The following is a 19,505-nucleotide window of genomic DNA, read 5'->3' as shown; positions in this document are numbered from 1 at the left end:
CGAGGACCAGATTATGTTGGAAACTGAAAGATTAATTCTCCGCAATTTTTCTGCTGATCAAGCCGATTTACAGGCTTTATTACAAATCATGGAAGATCCGGTAGTGAATCGTTTTCTCCCTTGGTTTCCTTTGCAGGATTTGACGGAAGCAGAAAATTTTTATCAAGAAAAAATTTTGCCCCAGATGCAACAGCCTACGGGAATTTATTGGGCCATTTGCTTGAAGGAGAACAATTTACCCATCGGCTATCTCACTTTGAGTGCTGAGGACGCCCACGATTTTGGCTACGGGTTACGCCGCGAGTTTTGGAATCAAGGAATCGTGACTGAGGCTGCGCAAAAGGCCATCGCTTATCTTCAAGAAAGTAAGCTTCCGTTTATTACTGCGACTCATGATGTTGAAAATCCCGCCAGCGGCAAAGTTATGCAAAAGCTGGGTATGAGCTATCAATATTCCTATCAAGAACTGTGTCAGCCTAAAAATACTTTAGTTATATTTCGTCTGTATCAATTGAATTTTTCAGATAGCAGCCAAACTTATCAAGGCTATTGGGAGAAATACCCCACTCATTTTATTGAAGACTTATCGGATTAAATAAAAAACTCGTGGAGCAATTGGCTGATTCCAGTGCTTTGCAAAAGTTAGATTTTCGTCTAATTTTGCAAGGCGCTTTAACTTCCGCCAGATTACCCCACGAGTTTTTATTAATTTTCTTGAACCTTAGCCTTTGGTAGTTGACCGCTGACCATTTTAAATTGGATCATCGCTAAGCCGGATACAATGAGAAATAGAAAGGCTAAAGCAATTTCCGTCATCGCCACAGTCGCTAAGTTTTGTAAAATTCGCCAAAACAATAAAATTGTAAAACCGCCGCAACCAATCCCCGCAATAAAATAAAAACTCATAATCCCTTTTGTATTCATAACTTTCATCCTCCATTTTTTAGCTCCCTTAACCAATTCAAAGGAAACAACTTTTCTTTGTTACAAGAAATAGTATGACAAAGAAAACTGTTGCAGAAAAAAAGCGAAACTATTTGTTCCTTTTTCCGTGAAAAAACCAGCCTTAAATTCAAGGCTGGTTCAAACATTTATTTAATGTGCAGGCGTCGTTTCAAACCAGAAACGGTGTTGCGGCCTAATAATTTTTCTGCTAAACCGCTGGCGAGAGCCATATAACCATATAGGGCGGCACCAACCGCTGCTACGATTAAAATAATGACTAAACTTTGCATCTTGCTGCTTGGGTCGAGCACCAAATATGTCAGGTGTTTAACAATCATCACGGCAATTGTCATGATAGCAGTGAAAATCGTAATCAAGGTCATCCGCCGGAGCGTCAGCAGGCGATTGAAGCGGGTCACTTCATGAATTTTTTTAACAATAAAGTAACAGGTGACAGCAAAGCCGGCAAACGTCGCAATTAGCGGACCGTAAACTTCAAAGAGCCAAATCATTGGAATTTGCAAAATCACTTTGACCAGCAAACCATAGAGTAAATATTTAACCGTCAATTTATTTTCATACAAACCCTGAAGCATTGAAGAAACCATCGTGTACAAACCTAAAACCAAGCCGACGATGCTGGCTTCAATTAAAACATTGCTACCTAACGGGTCTGGTGAATAAAATAATGTATTTAACGGATATGCTAGGGCGATCATTCCTAATGTTGAAGGGAACATCACAAAGGCAAAGAGCTGAAAATTATTACTCACTAATTTGGCCAACTCATGATGACTTTTTAAAGTGAAGGATTCGGTAATCAGCGGCAGACTCGCTAAAGCCAGCGAAGTCGCCAAAGCAATTACCACCATCGTCAGCTTATCAGGATTGGCACTGAAGATAGAAAAAAGACTGATTAATTCCTTTTGACTGTAATCCGTCAGCATCCCCATAAACCGAATAAAGGTCCCTTGGTCCACCAATTTAAAAATTGTAATCCCAGAACCGGCGACAATAAATGGCACCGCCTGTTTAATTGTTTGCACCAACAGTGAGTTCTCAGAAATTGAAAGCTGATTTTCACTGTGTTCAACGTAAACATCCAAAGTAATTTTTTGCCGTTGTAAAAAGTACAGCAGCACAGCAAAGCTCCCAATCATGCCGACAAAAGCGGCAAAGGTTGATTGCGTCACCGCATCTAAATAATTACCATTCATCACCTGCATAATGATGAATGTTGCCAGCAGCATGTAAAACACGCGGGCAATTTGTTCAACAATTTGCGAGAGAGCAAAAGGAAACATATCTTGATTTCCTTGGAAAAAGCCCCGGATAACCGCCATCACCGGAAAAATAATCACGGCTGCACTTAAGGAATGCAGCGCCGGAATTAATTCCTCACCGCCACCAGATAAATCGGCTAGCAAAGGAGAAGCCAGATACATCAAACCACCAGCAACAACTCCGAAAATCGCCATCACCTTCAAGGCTTTATAAAAAAGCCGGCGACTGACTCCGTATTCATTTAGTGAATTATAATGGGCGGTCTGCTTGGCAATCGCCGAAGGAATCCCCGCTGAAGAAATCATTAAAAATAAAGCGTAAAAATTATAACCCATATTGAAAAGGCCATTGGCAGCATTGCCATTTTCCCCCATCATGGCAATCCAAGGGATAATATAAATGGCGCCTAGCAACCGCGAAGTAATATTACTGATGGTCATCCAGGCAGAGCCGCGGGCCATCTTCTCCTGGTTAGTTAGGGGTCGGTTTGAAGTTTCCATAGATTCAGGTACCAACTTTCTTGATTAACTGCAGCATTCGTGTAAAAACTCACACGCTTATCAAGTCTTTACTATACTAAAAATAAAGGAAAAATAAAAGACTTCCTCAACTTTGTTAAAAGTCTTTTATAAAAGCTAGCCTAACCGTTTTATAAAGTAGATTCTCTCCATGAAAACGATAACCAGGCTGTTTCATTCTAGCAAAATAAGATTTTAATCCGGATTTCAACTTTATATCAAGCTTATTTTCAGATGTGATTTTCACAATTAGTAAAAAAATAATTCAAATTCACAAAAAAATTATTACAATTATCTTGCATAAGGATTTTACTTCCGCTAACATTTTAGGCAAAGAATGAAAAAGGGGCGTTTAAAATGAAAAAAAGAGTCATGGTATCAGCAATCGGTTTGTTAGCGGTGGGGGTTTTGACTGCTTGCGAGACGACATCAACGGCCGAAACAACTTCAAAAATCAGTGAGGAGCCATCGACTGTTTTGATTCCCTCAACTGACGAGGGAGGCTTAAACAGTTTTGACAGCACTGGACGGCTGCAATTGGAGTCCTATCAGAAAGCACAAAGGACTAGTGAGTCCGGCGAGCCGGCTCATTTTGGCGAAGTCATTCGTATTGATTTAAAAGATTCGCAAGCAAAAGGCGCAATTGCTTTTCGGGAGGATTATTTAGGAGACGACCTGTCACCGCGGACAACTTTTTGGATGGTCAGTCACGGGGAGGCTAATGACAGCACTGAGGAAAATCCTTCTTGGCACAACCATACTTCCTTTGAAATTCCTGATGAAACTGGTCAGCTGCAAACTGTTTTAGAAATGCCTTACGGAACCTTTAATGAACCGAATGCTTATGGTGTTCCGCTAGACGAAATGTATGTCCGCACAACTGAAAAATTTGTCGCCTCCAACAAAGGCATTTATGTCGAAGGCGAAACCGGCAGCGACCAGACCGTCAAATTCAGCTCCGGAACCCATTCAACAAATGCTGACCGCAGATTTGCGGTGGGCATTGACGGCAGTGAGGAGACCGGTAATGATGCTGGCTCAAATTTCCGGGTAATTAATTATACAGATGCTGGGGAATATAAAAGTACGCCACTATTTGCAGAGCGTTCGACTAGCAATGTCGGCATCAACACTTCTTCCCCGACGAGCCCACTGCACGTCGAAGGCGATACTATTCGTTTGGCCGAAAAAAGAACCATCGCTTCCTCAACTGAAGTTGGTCAACAGGGGGAATTTTGTTGGGATGACAATTATTGGTATGTCTGTATCGCTGAAAATACTTGGAAAAAATTCCCATTAGAAAGCTGGTAAACTTTTTAAAAATAAATAAAAATACCCATGCTATCCACAATCTGAACTGCTGCATTTAAAACACAGCGGCTTTCAGATTCGTTTCGATAGCTGGGTATTTTTAGTTTTACACTAGTTGGCTACAATATTAACTAATTTATTTGGCACAACAATAATTTTGCGCACTGTTTTACCTTCAATATATTCTTGAATCACAGCATCTGCCAAAGCAATTTCTTCGAGGGCCGCCTGCTCCATGTCTCGGGAAACTTCGGCTTTTGAACGAACTTTACCGTTGACTTGGAAGACAACTTCAACTTGATTTTCAACCAGTTCAGCGGGATTGTAAATTGGCCACGGCACATAAGAAATGCCTTCTGTATTGCCTAAGATGGCCCACAATTCTTCACTGATGTGGGGAGCAATCGGCGCTAATAATTGGACGAAGCCTTCGACATATTCAAAAGGCAGGACATCCGTTTTATAGGCTTCATTTACAAAAACCATCAATTGTGAAATCGCAGTGTTAAAATGCAGATTTTCAAAATCTTCAGTAACTTTTTTCACCGTTTGATGATAGACCTTTGTTAATTTTCCATCATTAAAGGTGGTGATGCGGTCCCGCATTTTATTGTTTTCGTCCACCAATAAACGCCAAACCCGGTCCAAGAATTTGCGGCTGCCCTCTAAACCATTTTCACTCCAAGCAATTGAAGCATCCAATGGTCCCATGAACATTTCGTACATCCGCAAAGTATCGGCACCGTATGTTTCAATGACATCATCAGGATTGACAACATTCTTCAATGATTTACTCATTTTGGCGGGCGCTTCCTCCAATGCTTCACCGGTTTCAATATTAACCCAGTCATTGCCACGTTTCTCTACCATATTGGTTGGCACTAACGCTCCACGGCTATCGCGGAAACTTTGACCGAGAATCATTCCTTGATTGTATAATTTTTGGAAGGGCTCATTGGTTGGCACCACACCGATATCATACAAGAATTTATGCCAGAAGCGTACATAAAGCAAATGCAAGACAGCATGTTCAGCCCCACCGATATAAATATCAACTGGCAGCCAGCGTTCTAATTTATCATAGTCAGCCAAAACATATTTATTATGGGGATCGATAAAGCGCAGGTAATACCACGAGCTACCGGCCCATTGCGGCATCGTGTTAGTCTCCCGACGACCTTTTTTACCAGTTTCTGGATCAACCACATTAATCCATTCGCTAATATTGGCTAACGGCGACTCACCTGTACCGCTTGGTTGAATATTATCAGTCTTTGGTAATTTCAACGGCAATTCTTCTTCCGGTAAAGCGGTGGTCGTGCCGTCTTCCCAATGAATAATTGGAATTGGTTCACCCCAATAGCGTTGGCGGGAGAACAACCAGTCCCGCAGACGGTAACTGATTTCTTTTTTGCCGACATTTTTTTCTTCCAGCCATTGATTAATTGTTTCGATGGCATCTTCTTTATTTAAGCCATCTAGAAAATCAGAATTAATATGTGGGCCATCGCCGACAAAAGCTTCCTTCGTTACATCGCCGCCTTCAAGCACTGGCACAATATCCAAACCAAATTCTTTGGCGAATTCATAATCTCGTTCGTCATGGGCAGGTACCGCCATGATGGCCCCTGTTCCATAAGAAGCCAACACATAATCCGCAATCCAAATTGGAATTTCTTTGCCATTAACTGGATTGATAGCATAAGCTCCCGTGAAGACTCCAGTTTTTTCTTTAGCCAAATCAGTACGATTTAAATCTGATTTTTTTGAAGCTTCATCGATATAGGCATCGACAGCCGCTTTTTGTTCTGGTGTGGTAATTTCTTGTACCAAGCTCAGCTCAGGTGCTAACACAGCATAAGTGGCACCAAATAAAGTATCCGGCCTTGTAGTAAATACTGTAAAGTCATGCTCGCTGTTAGCAACTTTAAAAGCCACATTGGCACCGACTGAACGGCCAATCCAATTGCGCTGCATTTCTTTAATACTTTCTGGCCAGTCAACTGTTTCTAAATCATCTAGTAAACGGTCCGCATAAGCCGTAATTTTCAGCATCCATTGGCGCATTGGTTTGCGGATAACATCGTAGCCGCCCCGCTCACTTTTGCCATCAATCACTTCTTCATTGGCAATCACGGTACCTAATTCCGGCACCCAATTCACTGCAACTTCAGCTTCATAGGCCAAGCCTTTTTCATACATTTTGGTAAAAATCCATTGGGTCCATTTATAATATTCTGGATCAGTGGTGTTAATTTCCCGATTCCAATCATAGCTAAAGCCTAAGGAATTAATTTGACGACGGAAAGTTTCAATATTTTTTTTCGTAAACTCAGCGGGATCATTACCTGTATCTAGTGCATATTGCTCCGCCGGCAGACCAAAAGCATCCCACCCCATTGGATGTAAAACACTGTACCCTTGAGCCCGTTTCATCCGTGACAAAATATCTGTCGCTGTGTAGCCCTCTGGATGCCCAACGTGTAACCCTTGCCCAGATGGATAAGGAAACATATCCAATGCATAAAACTTCGGCATATCGCTCTCGTCGTGGGTGTTAAAAACATTGTGCTTCGCCCAATATTTTTGCCATTTCTTTTCAATCTGCTTGTGATCGTAACTCATGAAACTTCCTCCTAATTCGTTTTAATGTAATAAATTTCTTTACAGAAATTTAGTCTTATTTTCATACGTATATCATTCTGCTATACTGCTAGCAGTTAAATTCTGCAAAAAGCAGAACTGACATCCTATTTCGTTTTAATGTAATAAATTTCTCAAGAGAAATTTAGTTTGATTTGCGAGTTCGACTTCACCAAATAAATCCGATTAGTCGAATCGTATGCGTGCTGACAATCTGAGATTTCAAACAAAGTCCACCAAGGAAATCTTTCCTTAATTTTGTCAGTAGCCTCATACGTATATCATTCTGCTATACTGCTAGCAGTTAAATTCTGCAAAAAGCAGAACTGACATCCTAATTCGTTTTGATGTAATAAATTTCTTGGTCTTAGACACAATTCCCAGCGCAAAATAAAAAAATCCTATAAAAAGAGCCACTGACTCTTTTTATAGGACGTAATAGTTTACGTGGTACCACCTAATTTTGATTGAGATTGCTCTCAATTCTCGATGGCATAACGGACCAGACCGTTTTTTCTTACTGAAGAGCTTCGGAAAAAATGCTAAAAGGTGAGTTCAAAAATTCCGTCTGTGCATTTTCACCAGCCATGCACTCTCTAAAAAGTCCGAGATTTTTTACTAATCCTTCATAGATGCGTATCAATTAATTGATAGTATCTTATCAAATAAATTTCTACTTGGCAATTGAAAAATAGTTTAAGCAATTTTCAAAACTTGTCCCACTGTAATGTTCTCGTTGGACAAATTATTCAGCTCTTGTAATTCTGCAACCGATAAATTATTGTTTTTGGCGATGGAATACATCGTGTCGCCGGCTTTGACTGTATAAGTTTCAGCCACAATTAAAGTTTGACCAACAGTGATTGCTTCACTGCTCAAGTCATTCAACTCCATCAGTTTAGCGACGGTTGTTTTATTGTTCAATGCAATCCGGTATAGATTGTCACCAGCTTTAACTGTGTAAGTTGTATCTGTCTTAGTATCATCAGTGCTTGTACTAGCCGCTGTTGTGCTGGAAGCTGTTGCTGCTGCTTTTGTTGTACTTGCACTAGCTGCTGCTGTGCCGGAAACTTTTAAGACCTGACCAACGTAAATATTGTCGCTAGTCAAGTTGTTCAAGCTCTTCAAATTCGCCACCGTCGTGCCATTGTTTAATGCAATCCGGTATAAATTGTCGCCAGCTTTGACTGTATAAGAACCAGTTGCCGCAGCGCTGCCGGAATTGGCTGTACTGGAGCTGCTATTGCTAGAAGAAGCAGAACTTGAATTTGAAGTGGAGCCTGAGCTGTTTGTTGAACCAGAACCACTAGTTGAAACGACTAAGCTTTGGCCAACGTAAATCATATCGCTGGTTAAATTATTCCAACTCTTTAAATTCGCTACCGTCGTATTATTGCTTAAGGCAATCCGATATAAATTATCACCGGATTTTACTGTGTAGGTCGTGCCGGAAACTGTCGAGCTGCCGCCCGTTGACGGTGTGCTTGAAGATGAATCATTTGTCGAGCCAGTTGAACCACTCGAATTATTTGAACTGCCGGAGCTGGTTGTCGAAACAATCAAACTTTGACCGACATAAATCATGTCGCTCGTTAAATTATTCCAGCTCTTCAGATTTGCTACTGTCGTATTATTATTTAAAGCAATGCGGTATAAAGTATCACCAGATTTTACAGAGTAGCTGGTTCCTGTAACTGTCGAGCCGCCGCTGCTGTTATCCGTTTCAGTGCCGATAGCAGAACTATCGTCTGAGTTGTTCGAGCTTGAAGAACCATTGTTTGAAGATGATTCGTTAGACGAGCCGGTGTTGCCGACAACTAAACTTTGCCCGACGTAAATCATATCGCTGCTTAGATTATTCCAACTCTTTAAGTTGGCTACTGTTGTGCCGTAACTCAAGGCGATGCGGTATAAAGTATCGCCAGATTTTACTATATAAGTCGGGCCAGTAACAGTTGAGCCTGATGAAGAACCCGAACCAGAAGAACTTGAACCGCCGGAGCTAGCGCCGCCTCCTAGTGAGCCGCCAGTGCTGCCACCAGAACCGCCCGTATCATATTGAGTTAGATTGTATAACTCAATCAAACGATTTAATTTGCTGGCATAAGTTGGATCAGTTGCGTAACGTCCAGTCAAATAAGCCGTCGCCTCTTGATAAGAAGAAGTATTGCTCTTCCAAGCTCCCGAATAGAAATAAACGCCGGAAGTAAAAGATGTATTCTTCAAGACATAGGCATTGTCTTGGAATGATTCTGCGTAGGATGGATAACGACGAAATTGTGCGTTAATCGTCACCCAAGTATTATTCAAATATTCTGATGTTGACATGGTCACGCTTTGACCATTATAGGAACCTTTGATCCCAAATAAATTGTAATTCGGTGCGCTCGCTAAAGCACTGTTGCCCCAACTGCTCTCCAAAATTGCTTGCGCCATCATAACAGACGCATATAAATCATTTGCCGCGGCAACTGATTTCGCATGAGGTGCGATTGAGTTGATAAAATTTGTTGTGCTAGAAGTTGCTGTAACCCCAGTAGCTTCTGCTGTTTCCGCTGGCATTACTAGCGGTACCGCAACGGAGCAAGAAATGACAGCCGTTCCTAAAATGGCGGCACTTCTTTTAACTGGGCCGAAGCCTTTTTTCTTCGTTGCTACAGATAATGATTTTCTAGATATGTAAGCCAATGTGTCAAACCCCCTTTTAAGTTATATGAATTAAAGTGCTTATAAATAATAAACAGTCTCCATATTCATTATATAAAATTTAGAAATCTTCTAAAACAGTTAGTCGACGAGTAATACAAGTTTAATCTAGGCGTAACATTTGTCATTTTATTTTGAAATCGTCGAGCTGTGCTATAATGATGCGGTAGAAAAGCGAGGGAAAGAAATGAAAAATAAAATGTATTACCAACTGGCAGGCAGTTTTGCGCTGCTGATTTTCGCCTTTTTAGGCTATGTTGTTCGATTTTACCCCACTTGGCTGACTGGCTTTGACAATGCGGTGACGGCCATCGTTCGCAGTAACTATCCCAATCTGAATTCTTTTTTTCTATGGATAACCCAATTTGGGAACGCCATTACCGTCATCATTTTAGCATTGGCAATTGTTTTTGTCCTTGTTCGTGGAAAAAAATATCTGCAGACGCTTTGGCTGGCCGCCAATCTCATTTTAATTTCCGGCATCGCCAACCCGCTGCTGAAATTATTTTTTAACCGCCAACGCCCAACCCTAGAGCATTTGGTAACTGAAACCAGCTTAAGCTTTCCCAGCGGCCATGCTGTAACGAGCGTTATTCTTTATGGCACCATAATTTTCATTTTGCCGACCATTCTTGAAGGAAAAAAAATCACTCGCCTATTGCAGATTCTTTTAGGTATTCTCATTTTGCTAATTGGCGCTAGTCGGATTTATTTAGGGGTTCATTTCCCGAGCGATATTCTTGGTGGTTACATGCTAGGTTTAGCTTGGCTCTTTTTCACCTATCCCCTATATGATCATCAGCGTTTTGTCTGGCAATTTTCTGGCAAACAAAAGTAAGGAAGGAAACTCATGAAGACTGCTAATTTTGTAGAAAATAAACGCTACTACACTTGGAATCATGCTTTGCATCAAGAATTCGGCGGAAAAATTTTTAAAGTCCCTATCGATGCTGGTTTTGATTGCCCGAATCGAGACGGCACCGTAGCTCACGGCGGCTGCACCTTTTGCAGTGTCTCAGGCTCCGGTGATATGATTGTCGCACCGGAAGCACCATTGCCGCTGCAATTTGAAAAAGAAGTGGCACAGATGCATCTAAAATGGCCGGAGGTACAACAGTATATCGTTTATTTTCAAAATTTTACGAATACCCATGCGCCAGTCGCCGTCTTGCGGGAACGCTTTGAACAAGTCGTAAATTTGCCGGGGGTTGTCGGGATTGCCATCGGTACCCGACCTGATTGTCTGCCTGAAGAAACCGTCGAGTACTTGGCGGAATTAAATCAACGCCTTTATCTGTGGGTGGAGCTAGGCCTGCAAACCACTTTTGAACAGACCAGCACTTTAATTAATCGAGCCCATGATTACCAAACTTATTTAGATGGTGTCGCTCGTCTGCGGCAACACAACATCCGAGTCTGCACTCATTTAATTAATGGCTTGCCCGGTGAAACCAAAGAAATGATGGTTGAAAATCTCAAGCGGACTATTTTAGATTCTGATATTCAAGGAATTAAACTGCACTTGATGCATCTAATGAAAAAGACCCGCATGATTCGTGATTATCATGAAGGCCGTCTGCAATTAATGTCAAAGGCCGACTATGTTGAAGTTATTTGCGATCAGCTGGAACTGATTCCCCAAGACATTATCATTCACCGTTTGACCGGTGATGCTCCGTGGGATTCAATCATTGGACCGATGTGGAGTTTAAAAAAATGGGAAGTCCTCAACGCAATTGATGATGAGCTGGAGCGCAGAGATTCTTATCAAGGAAAATTTGCCCTGCGCTAATGGGAGTGAAAAAATGTTATTAACTGCAATGCGTTACAGCCACCTTTTATTGAAGGAAATTTTACAACCGGGCGATTCAGCTTTAGATGCCACGATGGGAAACGGCAATGATACTGCTTTATTGGCTGAGTTAGTCGGCACAAGCGGTCACGTATACGGCTTTGACCTGCAGGCTCTGGCTGTCGAAAATACTAAAAAACGTTTGGCAGAAAAAGAGCTGTTACCTCAAAGTCAATTATATTTAAAAGGTCATGAAACGATTGACCAAACTTTAGCGGAGGATGTCCAGCTGACCGCCGCAATTTTTAACCTCGGCTATTTACCTAAGAGCGATAAAAACATTATCACCCTGCCAAAGACTACTGAAATTGCGTTAACCAGTTGTCTGCGGCGTTTAAAAAGTAAGGGCCGTCTAATTATTGTCGCCTATTACGGCCATCCCGGTGGACCTGAGGAATTAGCCACCGTTGAAAATTTCTGCGAAAATCTGCCGCAGGAACAATTCAATGTTTTAAAATACCAGTTTATCAATCAAAAAAATTCTCCGCCGATTTTGTTTTGTGTGGAAAAAAAATAAAAAGTCAGCTGCTGCTGGCTTTTTTTCTGTCCACAAAAAGCTGTCAGATAAACTGAATGACTACCTTGAAAAAAAATTAGCTTAGTAAGCTAAACATCTTAGCAATTTTAATAAGATTAACTTAATAAGCAAAATTAATAATTTTCCATTCCAACTGCCAAAATTCTTGCTGAAAGCCACTCCTGACATCCTTTGTTAAAAACGAAAAAATATTTTTCTGGCCCTTCCTTTTGCCATTTACCCTCCAATACTTATCATGCTATAATTTTTCTAATTCTTTTCTAATAAAGCGAAAAAGGAGTGTTGCTAATGGTCGCTTTGATGGCCTACGCCCTAGTGGCGGTTTTTTTAATTTTAATTATGACGAAAAAGTTAAGTCCCTTTGCGGCTCTTGCGGTCGTTCCCATCGTTTTTGGCGTGATTGGGCAACTGGTCGGACTGTGGGATGTTAATTTAGGAGAAGCGGCCTTGGAAGGCTTGCAGACAACTAGCACGACTGCGATAATGCTGTTGTTTGCAGTTTTGTTTTTCACGCTGATGATTGATGCGGGATTATTTGATCCTTTATCCAATGCCATGATTCGTTATGCTAAAGGCGATCCTTTAAAGGTGATGATGGCAACTGTTGCCCTTTCAGCGGGAGTTTCATTAAACGGTGACGGCACAACCACCATGATTATTGTCTGTTCCGCCTTTGTCCCCATCTATAAAAAGTTAAACATGAGCATGTTGGACTTGGCCGTCTTAACCATTTTATCCCATTCCATTTTAAATTTATTACCTTGGGGTGGACCGACTGCTCGGGTAATCACCGTTTTAAATTTAAATGAGTCTGAAGTTTTACAGGGCCTAGTCCCGATGATTATTGCGGCAACCATTTATATGCTAGTCGTAGCCTACATCATGGGGCGCAAGGAGCGCAAACGCTTAGGTATTTTAGAATTTACCGATGAGCATCTTTTTGAAATGACGACCATCACTGACCCAGAAATTTTAGCCATGCGCCGGCCGAAATTACTCTGGATTAATTTTATTTTGACAGCTCTGGTGATTATCCTGTTAATTTGGGGCATCATTCCTTCGGCAATTTTATTTATTGCCGGCACCGCTCTTGGTTTGATGATTAATTATCCCGACTTGAAGGATCAGCGGGCTCGGATTGAAGCTAATTTACCTGACGCTGGTCAAGTAGCGATGGTAGTTATTTCAGCGGGAATTTTTATGGGAATTTTATCTGGCACCGGCATGAATTCGGCGATTGCCACCAGCATGACAGCAATTATTCCAGAAAGCCTGAGCCATTATTGGGGATTAATTGTCGCTTTGTTATCTGCTCCAGGGACCTTTTTCCTATCCAACGACGCCTTTTATTACGGCGTCTTACCGGTCTTAGCAGAATCAGGAATTGAATATGGTTTTACGCCATTGCAACTAGGTTTTGCTTCTTTAATGGGCCAAGCCTTCCATTTATTAAGTCCACTCGTTCCATTCATTTATGTCCTATTACGAATGACCAACGTTGACATGGGGCAATGGCAGCGAAAAAGCGCCGTGATTGCCATCGGAATTTTCGTCGTCTATGTTCTGATTGGCATTGTTTTCGGCTTAATGCCACTGTCTGTTTAAATGCTTCAATAAAAAAACCAAACCGCTAAGATTTTCCCTTCTCAATTAGAGGCGAATTCTCAAAAGCGGTTTGGTTTTTTATTATTTTAAGAGTCCATGGCTGCGATAATTCTTGCGCCAAACTCAGCGGTACTAACTTCATGGGCATCAGCCATCAAGTCAGCAAAATCCTTCGTCACATATTTTTCAGCGATTGTTTGTTCCAGCGCTACTTCAATCAGCTGGGCTGCTTCCCGCCAGCCAATATATTCCAACAATAGAACTCCGGAAAGAATCACAGAAGAAGGATTCGCTTCATTTAAGCCGGCAATATTAGGGGCAGTTCCATGAGTGGCCTCAAAGATGGCATGACCATTTTGGTAATTAATATTGCCGCCAGGGGAAATTCCGATACCCCCTACTGTGGCAGCTAAAGCATCCGAGATATAATCGCCATTTAAATTCAAAGTGGCGACCACTTGATAATCCTGCGGTGCCAACAGCATCTGCTGTAAAAAATTATCGGTAATAATGTCATTGATTAAAATCTTGCCACTCTTTAAAGCCGCTGCTTTTTCTTTCTCAGCCTCCGCTTTGCCAGCCGCTTTTTTGATTTTTTCGTACTCCCGCATGGAAAAAGTTTTATCGCCGTATTCTGCCGCAATTAATTCATAGCCCCATTTACGAAAGCCGCCTTCGGTAAACTTCATGATATTGCCTTTGTGGACGAGGGTCACCACTTTTTTATTGTGACTGACAGCATACTCCATCGCACTTCTAACTAAACGCTGCGTGCCTTCAATCGACACTGGCTTGATGCCTATTGCGCTCGTTTCAGGAAAGCGAATTTTATCGACAGCAAAATTTTCTTTTAAAAAGGCAATCAACTCATTAGCTTCCGGAGATTCAGCAGCAAATTCAATACCGGCGTAAATATCTTCCGTATTTTCCCGAAAAACCGTCACAGCAACCCGTTCTGGGTGGCGCAAAGGCGAAGGAACTCCCGGGAAATAACGGACCGGCCGCACACAGGCATATAAATCCAATGCCTGTCTCAACGCAACATTTAATGAACGAATCCCTTCACCAATCGGCGTTGCCAACGGACCTTTGATGGCCACTAAACAGTCGTCAATGATTTCAACCGTTTCTGGTGGCAACCACTGACCGGTTTCAACAAAGGCTGCTTCTCCAGCTAATAATTTTTGCCAGCTGATTTTTCTTTCTCCTTGGTAAGCAACGGCTACCGCTTGATCTAAAACCTTTTGGGCCTGTTGCCAAATTTCTGGCCCGACACCATCACCTTCAATGTAGGGAATAATTGGTTCTTGGGGAGTCACTAGCTGCCCCGCCACCATTTGAATTTTCTCTGCCATATGCCCCTCCTTGAATTTTTATAAATAAGTATACCTCGTTTAATTCTCACTGTAAATTTAATTTTCTAATTTTATTCTCATATAGAAAAATCAAACAGGCCACCTTGATTCAGGTGGCCTAGCAAATAAATTATTTTAATTGCCAACAGGGCTGTAACTGTTAGCTTAACCTGCCCTCGAAAATAGAACAAGTAACGCAACGCTCTCCATAAAGCTCAGTTTTTTTATAAACGGATAATCGCTTTAGTCACACCGTACTTTCCGTAGTCCGCCAGTAAATCCGGTACTTCCGCTAGCGTCAGTTGATGAGACAGCAGCGATTTTACATCAATCGCGCCACTGTTTAATAAATCAACCGCCTCATTCAATGTGAAAGGATTGATAAAGGATCCAACAATTTTTAATTCTTTTTGGAAAATTGCGTGGGCAGAGATTTCAATTTTTGTTCCCGGAGACGGCACGCCGAAGAATAATAATTCTGCGCCTTTATTCGCCAGCTCAACAGCCTTTTCACAGGTTTGCTTTTTACCGACGCATTCGATAATCAAATCATAGCTGTCTGTAATATCTCCTAGGTCCGCAAAAATATTTTTCACGCCCATCTCAGTTAACAATTGATGCTTTTGCTGATTCGGTTCACAGGCATCCACCCAGATAGCACCTTTTTGCTGTACCATCTGTAAAAACAGAGAGCCGATGAAGCCGGCCCCAATCACTAATACTTTTTTGTCCGCAGTGATAGGTGCAATCTGATCAAATCCATGCAGCACACAGCTTAAAGGTTCAACCATTGCCCCGATTTCAAATGGTAGTTCTTGGGAAATTTTCAAACAAGCAGTCTCCGGCACATTACAAAATTCCGCCATCCCGCCGTTTCTCGTCACGCCGACAGCCGATAAATTTTCACACAATTGTACGCGGCCATCCCGACAATAACGACATTTTCCGCAATAAATATTCGGATCAACCGCCACATGGTCCCCCACTGCCAAGGTGGTAACTTCGGCCCCAACTTCAATGACTTCGCCAGAAAATTCATGTCCCAAAACAATCGGCGGTGTGACCTCAGCTGACCCCGGCTCCCCGTGGAAAATATGCACGTCCGTTCCACAGACACCACAATATTTTACTTTTAGCAGTACCTCTTGATTAGTAATTGTTGGAGTTGGTAATTCTTGAAGGCTCATGTTTTCTTTTGCTGTTAAAACTAATGCTTTCATGTGTTAGACTCCTTTTATTTTTCTTTTAATTATAATCAAACTTCAAAGAAATAGAAACGCTTTCCTGAAAAAGAGCGAAAACTTTCCAGATTTCAACTTTCTTACTATTTTATCTTAACAAAACCAACAGCAGCTATACCAATCTCACATTAATGTCAGATAAATCCATCAAAGATGCAAGAAAATCGTTAGCAGAATCGATTTTATTTCTGATTAGGTCCCAGTAAACTGAAATTAAGCAGTAGAAGGGAAGACACCTGATGATAAATATTCAAATAAAACCTTCAACTAACACTTTTGTTGCAAAAGAAATCTGCAATTTTGTTGATTGGCTGGAAGCTAATTATGATTTTCCTAGAGTGATTCACCTCAATGTGACTGGAGCAAATTATATCAGAAGCAAAGCAGACGGCACCAAAAATGCCGCAACTATTTTTCTGCCATTTTCCCCCTTTGAACATGCTCAAATGAACATTTCCACCGGAGATTTCTTTTCATTAGTAAAAGAGCAGGGCAAAGACAATGCAATTTATACTACTTTAGAAAGCATTAGTCATGAAGTGCAGCATTATTATCAGTGGCTAGACAACCTAAAACTTGATGAAACAGAAGCTGAGGAGGGCGCAGAAGAATTGACTTATGTGTACGTCAATGAACGCGGCTTTATTTTCCCCATTAAAAAGAGACGCTGGCATAATTAAAAAAGTGCAGCTGCCCCATCAGCAACTGCACAAAATTTCCAACTTTATTCTGCCCTTTCCTGCAGCTTATTTCGGGAAAAGTCACTTGAACTCAGCAGTTTCATTTTTCAAACGGCTGGGCCCCTAACCAGCTTTTAAACAAGTTCGTAAGCCACTCAGAATCTTTTCGTTTAGTATCAAAGGGCACGTAGCCTGCATAAGTATAACTATAATCAATTTTCCAGCCGCCAGTTTTCGTTTGTTTTTCCATTAATAATTGTCTGACTGGCAAAACATCAGGCCGGTGCCAACTGTTGGTTTTGCCAAGAATATAAATAATATCTGTAAATGATAGCACATAGCTTTGGGGAAACATTAAGTCTGTGATATGGCTGCTAATCGGCTTTTGATTACTTAAACGCTGAAACATGTGATGCTCCAACATGTAAGCTAATCCCTGCTGAATCAATTGAGTGACCTCTGCCTCTTCTCCAGCAAAATTTTGATAAGTGATTAAGGCCCGCACAGTTTTACCGATGCCGATAAAACACGGCACCTTTTTCATGCAACCGCCATGTTTGCAAATTCCATCGTAAGGCCAAGTCGTTTTACTGCTGCGGTCAAACACTTGATATTTTTTAATCCATTGAAAAGCTGCCTGGGCTTCTTTTGTTTGAGCCAAGCCTAGACGACAATAGGCTTCAAAAAGCAGAGCATTGTAACAAGGAACAATGTTAGCGACTTTTCCTGTATAGGAAAACCCCGCTTCCGTGGCTATCTGTTTATTGATAAAATGAAGCAACCCCTTCGTATAATCCAGTTCAAAGGCGCCGGGAATTTCAGCTAAACCAAGCAGTGTCCAAATGCGACTCAAAAAATTTTTCTGCTTAATGGCAGTCAACTTCGCAACTAACTTAGATTCATTTAATAAATCCATGATTTCTGATTGAGAAAAATTTTTTAAGCTGTCATTTTCTTCAGCCAAACGTAATCTCAATGCACTGTCCATCTTCAACACCTGCCTTCAAGGCTATTATAGCAGGTTTTTAATTGCTAAAGTTTAACAATCAAAACTGCTGGGCTGGCTCTTCAGTTATCAAAAATCTTGCAGCTGACTTTCTGACATCCCATCAAAAAGAAAATTTTGGTACAATATTTTTAAGGGCCTGTCAGCTTGGGGTATCACAAGAGAATTTCCAGTCAGAATTATTCAATAAAAGCTTACAGGTTGTCCTAACGACTTATCAAAATGAAAAATAGAGGTGTCTAAATGGTATTTCACATTGAGGAATTAGCAAACTCAGGTTCTCAAATCGAGGGTCTACAAATTATTAACGCAAAAATGGTGACAGATGACCGCGGTACTGTCCGAGAGTTATACCGCCAAAGCAGCTACTCAGCCTTCTTACCAGATTCTGTCGCTGCTTGGAAACAAGTAAATTTAACCCGAACAAAACGTGGTGCTGTCCGCGGTCTCCACGGCGAAGCAATGGCGAAATTGGTAACTGTCGCCCACGGTTCAGCCTTTGGGGTCTATGTGGACACTCGTCCCAATAGCAAAACCCTCGGCGCTGTCGTCACCGTTCAATTAACACCCGGCGTGCAAGTTTTTGTTCCTCAAGGAGTTTGCAATGGTTTCCAAGCTCTTGATGAGGATACTGAATACTTATATTTCTTTGACAATGAATGGCAACCGGGAATGGCCGGTGTTGCCTTAACGCCGTTAGATCCAGAGCTAGGAATTGATTGGCCAATTCCTCTTAATCCAAATGATCTTAATCAAGTCTCCGAAAAAGATGGTAAAGCCCCAACACTACGTGAGATTCTTGAAGGGCTAGCTTAAAAGTTGCGGAATTTTTGATGTCGGTTGTCTGTAAAAAAACTTTTTTACTGAAGTGAGTTGATAACAATGAGTATCTGCCAAGTTACTAAATAAAACGACCTCCAAAAGTTAGATTTTTAGTCTAGCTCTTGGAGGTCGCTATTTTTATGGTAAATATAATTTTGATAGATTTTTTGATAAACAACTAGCTGGCTGTCATCAAAAGACAGCCAGTCCTTGTGATAAACTTTAGAAAAATTCATTTCTTTGGAAAAAATCGGGAGTGCTTCTAAAACTATCACGAAATAAATGAAGCAAGATTTTAATTTAATCCTTCCCTCCTCATGTTTCCCCTGAATCCAATTTCCCCGCTAACTAACGCTTATAATACATCCCCGAACTTTGTGGCTTGGTTTCGATAAAACCGAATTGTTCATAAAGTTTGCTGGCTTTTCCGTCTGCGATTAATGAAATGTAGGCTTGGTCATCCGCTTTTTCTGTGATATACACCATTAGATGTTTCATGATGAGTTTCCCGAGACCTTGCTGTTGAAACAGCGGGTCGACAACAATATCGACGATTTGATAGCTGGTGCCGCCGTCTCCAATAATCCGCCCCATGCCAATCAAATTATCCGTTTCAGCCTCCCGTAAGCAGACGCTGTAAAGACTATTGGCTAGCCCAATTTCTGCCCCAGCTAGAGATCTTGCTGACAAGCCGCCGGATTTTCTTAAGGCCAAGTATTCATCCCTTTGTGGAACTTCAATTTTCAATTTAACTTTAGCATTTTCCAATTAATTCACTCCAATCATGTTCAACAAACTTCGATTTGTTTTTAATTTAGCTGAACCAGTCTCCGCTACAAATTTTTCCAGCAATAAAAACTATCCCGCAAATTAATAATTCATTTTTCAATAAAACTTCTTGCAGTCGGCTGAATTATTATTCCCTTAAACTTACAGTTTTTTAATTGCCTTAAATTATATCATATTGAAAGTTTGTTTTTCTCCATGTTTAGTAGCACA

Annotated in this window: 16 protein-coding genes and 1 other annotated feature; of the genes, 8 read left to right on the top strand and 8 right to left on the bottom strand. The window is 41.3% G+C overall.

Annotated features, from left to right (window positions below):
- Positions 1–13: 13 nt before the first annotated feature.
- Positions 14–595: a GNAT family N-acetyltransferase gene (locus tag AC1Z3S_RS00265; protein WP_461738670.1), complete on the top strand. Its 582-nt coding sequence runs from the start codon at positions 14–16 to the stop codon at positions 593–595.
- 110 nt (positions 596–705) lie between these two features.
- On the opposite strand, the gene AC1Z3S_RS00260 is transcribed toward AC1Z3S_RS00265, so the two are convergent.
- Both AC1Z3S_RS00260 and AC1Z3S_RS00255 read right to left on the bottom strand, forming a co-directional pair.
- Positions 706–924 carry a hypothetical protein gene (locus AC1Z3S_RS00260; protein WP_461738669.1) on the bottom strand — a complete coding sequence of 73 codons (219 nt, stop codon included), beginning with the start codon at positions 922–924 and terminating at the stop codon, positions 706–708.
- A 167-nt stretch (positions 925–1,091) separates the two neighbouring features.
- Positions 1,092–2,729 (bottom strand): putative polysaccharide biosynthesis protein, encoded by a 1,638-nt coding sequence (locus AC1Z3S_RS00255; protein WP_461735982.1) that lies wholly within the window; start codon positions 2,727–2,729, stop codon positions 1,092–1,094.
- A 375-nt stretch (positions 2,730–3,104) separates the two neighbouring features.
- On the opposite strand from AC1Z3S_RS00255, the gene AC1Z3S_RS00250 reads away from it, so the two are divergent.
- Entirely contained in the window at positions 3,105–4,058 is a 954-nt protein-coding gene (locus AC1Z3S_RS00250) for a hypothetical protein (RefSeq protein ID WP_461738668.1), read from the top strand.
- A 111-nt stretch (positions 4,059–4,169) separates the two neighbouring features.
- Here the strand turns inward: AC1Z3S_RS00250 and leuS are convergent, their stop codons facing one another.
- Complete coding sequence (leuS, locus tag AC1Z3S_RS00245; protein WP_461738667.1) at positions 4,170–6,683, bottom strand: leucine--tRNA ligase; 2,514 nt, start codon at positions 6,681–6,683, stop codon at positions 4,170–4,172.
- Positions 6,684–7,127: 444 nt separating this feature from the next.
- Positions 7,128–7,343: a binding site (T-box leader), on the bottom strand.
- Between the two features lie 54 nt (positions 7,344–7,397).
- The gene (locus AC1Z3S_RS00240) at positions 7,398–9,389 is read right to left on the bottom strand and encodes a LysM peptidoglycan-binding domain-containing protein (protein WP_461738666.1); all 1,992 of its coding nucleotides are present in this window, start codon (positions 9,387–9,389) and stop codon (positions 7,398–7,400) included.
- Between the two features lie 205 nt (positions 9,390–9,594).
- On the opposite strand from AC1Z3S_RS00240, the gene AC1Z3S_RS00235 reads away from it, so the two are divergent.
- The 4 genes from AC1Z3S_RS00235 (at position 9,595) to AC1Z3S_RS00220 (ending at position 13,402) form a co-directional block, all read left to right on the top strand.
- Complete coding sequence (locus tag AC1Z3S_RS00235; RefSeq protein WP_461738665.1) at positions 9,595–10,245, top strand: phosphatase PAP2 family protein; 651 nt, start codon at positions 9,595–9,597, stop codon at positions 10,243–10,245.
- A gap of 12 nt (positions 10,246–10,257) precedes the next feature.
- Positions 10,258–11,199: a tRNA modification radical SAM protein MnmL/YtqA gene (mnmL, locus tag AC1Z3S_RS00230; RefSeq protein WP_461738664.1), complete on the top strand. Its 942-nt coding sequence runs from the start codon at positions 10,258–10,260 to the stop codon at positions 11,197–11,199.
- A gap of 13 nt (positions 11,200–11,212) precedes the next feature.
- Complete coding sequence (gene mnmM / locus AC1Z3S_RS00225; protein WP_461738663.1) at positions 11,213–11,776, top strand: tRNA 5-(aminomethyl)-2-thiouridylate-methyltransferase MnmM; 564 nt, start codon at positions 11,213–11,215, stop codon at positions 11,774–11,776.
- Positions 11,777–12,085: 309 nt separating this feature from the next.
- Positions 12,086–13,402, top strand: coding sequence for a CitMHS family transporter (locus tag AC1Z3S_RS00220; RefSeq protein ID WP_461738662.1), 1,317 nt, complete (start codon positions 12,086–12,088; stop codon positions 13,400–13,402).
- A gap of 86 nt (positions 13,403–13,488) precedes the next feature.
- On the opposite strand, the gene icd is transcribed toward AC1Z3S_RS00220, so the two are convergent.
- Together icd and AC1Z3S_RS00210 are read right to left on the bottom strand one after the other, a co-directional pair.
- The gene (icd, locus tag AC1Z3S_RS00215; RefSeq protein ID WP_461738661.1) at positions 13,489–14,757 is read right to left on the bottom strand and encodes an NADP-dependent isocitrate dehydrogenase; all 1,269 of its coding nucleotides are present in this window, start codon (positions 14,755–14,757) and stop codon (positions 13,489–13,491) included.
- Between the two features lie 224 nt (positions 14,758–14,981).
- Positions 14,982–15,977 (bottom strand): zinc-dependent alcohol dehydrogenase family protein, encoded by a 996-nt coding sequence (locus AC1Z3S_RS00210; RefSeq protein ID WP_461738660.1) that lies wholly within the window; start codon positions 15,975–15,977, stop codon positions 14,982–14,984.
- Between the two features lie 260 nt (positions 15,978–16,237).
- On the opposite strand from AC1Z3S_RS00210, the gene AC1Z3S_RS00205 reads away from it, so the two are divergent.
- Positions 16,238–16,678: a hypothetical protein gene (locus AC1Z3S_RS00205; protein WP_461738659.1), complete on the top strand. Its 441-nt coding sequence runs from the start codon at positions 16,238–16,240 to the stop codon at positions 16,676–16,678.
- 100 nt (positions 16,679–16,778) lie between these two features.
- Here AC1Z3S_RS00205 and AC1Z3S_RS00200 read toward each other — a convergent pair whose 3' ends face one another.
- Positions 16,779–17,666: a hypothetical protein gene (locus AC1Z3S_RS00200; protein ID WP_461738658.1), complete on the bottom strand. Its 888-nt coding sequence runs from the start codon at positions 17,664–17,666 to the stop codon at positions 16,779–16,781.
- A gap of 261 nt (positions 17,667–17,927) precedes the next feature.
- Between AC1Z3S_RS00200 and AC1Z3S_RS00195 the strand changes: the two genes are divergently transcribed.
- The gene (locus AC1Z3S_RS00195) at positions 17,928–18,500 is read left to right on the top strand and encodes a dTDP-4-dehydrorhamnose 3,5-epimerase family protein (protein ID WP_461738657.1); all 573 of its coding nucleotides are present in this window, start codon (positions 17,928–17,930) and stop codon (positions 18,498–18,500) included.
- Positions 18,501–18,854: 354 nt separating this feature from the next.
- On the opposite strand, the gene AC1Z3S_RS00190 is transcribed toward AC1Z3S_RS00195, so the two are convergent.
- Positions 18,855–19,274: a GNAT family N-acetyltransferase gene (locus tag AC1Z3S_RS00190; protein ID WP_461738656.1), complete on the bottom strand. Its 420-nt coding sequence runs from the start codon at positions 19,272–19,274 to the stop codon at positions 18,855–18,857.
- Positions 19,275–19,505 lie beyond the last annotated feature (231 nt).

This window comes from Enterococcus sp. LJL90 (assembly GCF_056924355.1).
The sequence above is the reverse complement of the archived record's forward strand: the minus strand, read 5'-3'. Positions and strand labels throughout refer to the sequence as shown.

What these genes read in the sequence shown, in the direction of transcription:
- AC1Z3S_RS00265 (WP_461738670.1), top strand. Translation starts at nt 14, where the DNA reads ATGTTGGAAACTGAAAGATTAATTCTCCGCAATTTTTCTGCTGATCAA.
- AC1Z3S_RS00260 (WP_461738669.1), bottom strand. Translation starts at nt 924, where the DNA reads ATGAATACAAAAGGGATTATGAGTTTTTATTTTATTGCGGGGATTGGT.
- AC1Z3S_RS00255 (WP_461735982.1), bottom strand. Translation starts at nt 2,729, where the DNA reads ATGGAAACTTCAAACCGACCCCTAACTAACCAGGAGAAGATGGCCCGC.
- AC1Z3S_RS00250 (WP_461738668.1), top strand. Translation starts at nt 3,105, where the DNA reads ATGAAAAAAAGAGTCATGGTATCAGCAATCGGTTTGTTAGCGGTGGGG.
- leuS (WP_461738667.1), bottom strand. Translation starts at nt 6,683, where the DNA reads ATGAGTTACGATCACAAGCAGATTGAAAAGAAATGGCAAAAATATTGG.
- AC1Z3S_RS00235 (WP_461738665.1), top strand. Translation starts at nt 9,595, where the DNA reads ATGAAAAATAAAATGTATTACCAACTGGCAGGCAGTTTTGCGCTGCTG.
- mnmL (WP_461738664.1), top strand. Translation starts at nt 10,258, where the DNA reads ATGAAGACTGCTAATTTTGTAGAAAATAAACGCTACTACACTTGGAAT.
- mnmM (WP_461738663.1), top strand. Translation starts at nt 11,213, where the DNA reads ATGTTATTAACTGCAATGCGTTACAGCCACCTTTTATTGAAGGAAATT.
- AC1Z3S_RS00220 (WP_461738662.1), top strand. Translation starts at nt 12,086, where the DNA reads ATGGTCGCTTTGATGGCCTACGCCCTAGTGGCGGTTTTTTTAATTTTA.
- icd (WP_461738661.1), bottom strand. Translation starts at nt 14,757, where the DNA reads ATGGCAGAGAAAATTCAAATGGTGGCGGGGCAGCTAGTGACTCCCCAA.
- AC1Z3S_RS00210 (WP_461738660.1), bottom strand. Translation starts at nt 15,977, where the DNA reads ATGAAAGCATTAGTTTTAACAGCAAAAGAAAACATGAGCCTTCAAGAA.
- AC1Z3S_RS00205 (WP_461738659.1), top strand. Translation starts at nt 16,238, where the DNA reads ATGATAAATATTCAAATAAAACCTTCAACTAACACTTTTGTTGCAAAA.
- AC1Z3S_RS00200 (WP_461738658.1), bottom strand. Translation starts at nt 17,666, where the DNA reads ATGGACAGTGCATTGAGATTACGTTTGGCTGAAGAAAATGACAGCTTA.
- AC1Z3S_RS00195 (WP_461738657.1), top strand. Translation starts at nt 17,928, where the DNA reads ATGGTATTTCACATTGAGGAATTAGCAAACTCAGGTTCTCAAATCGAG.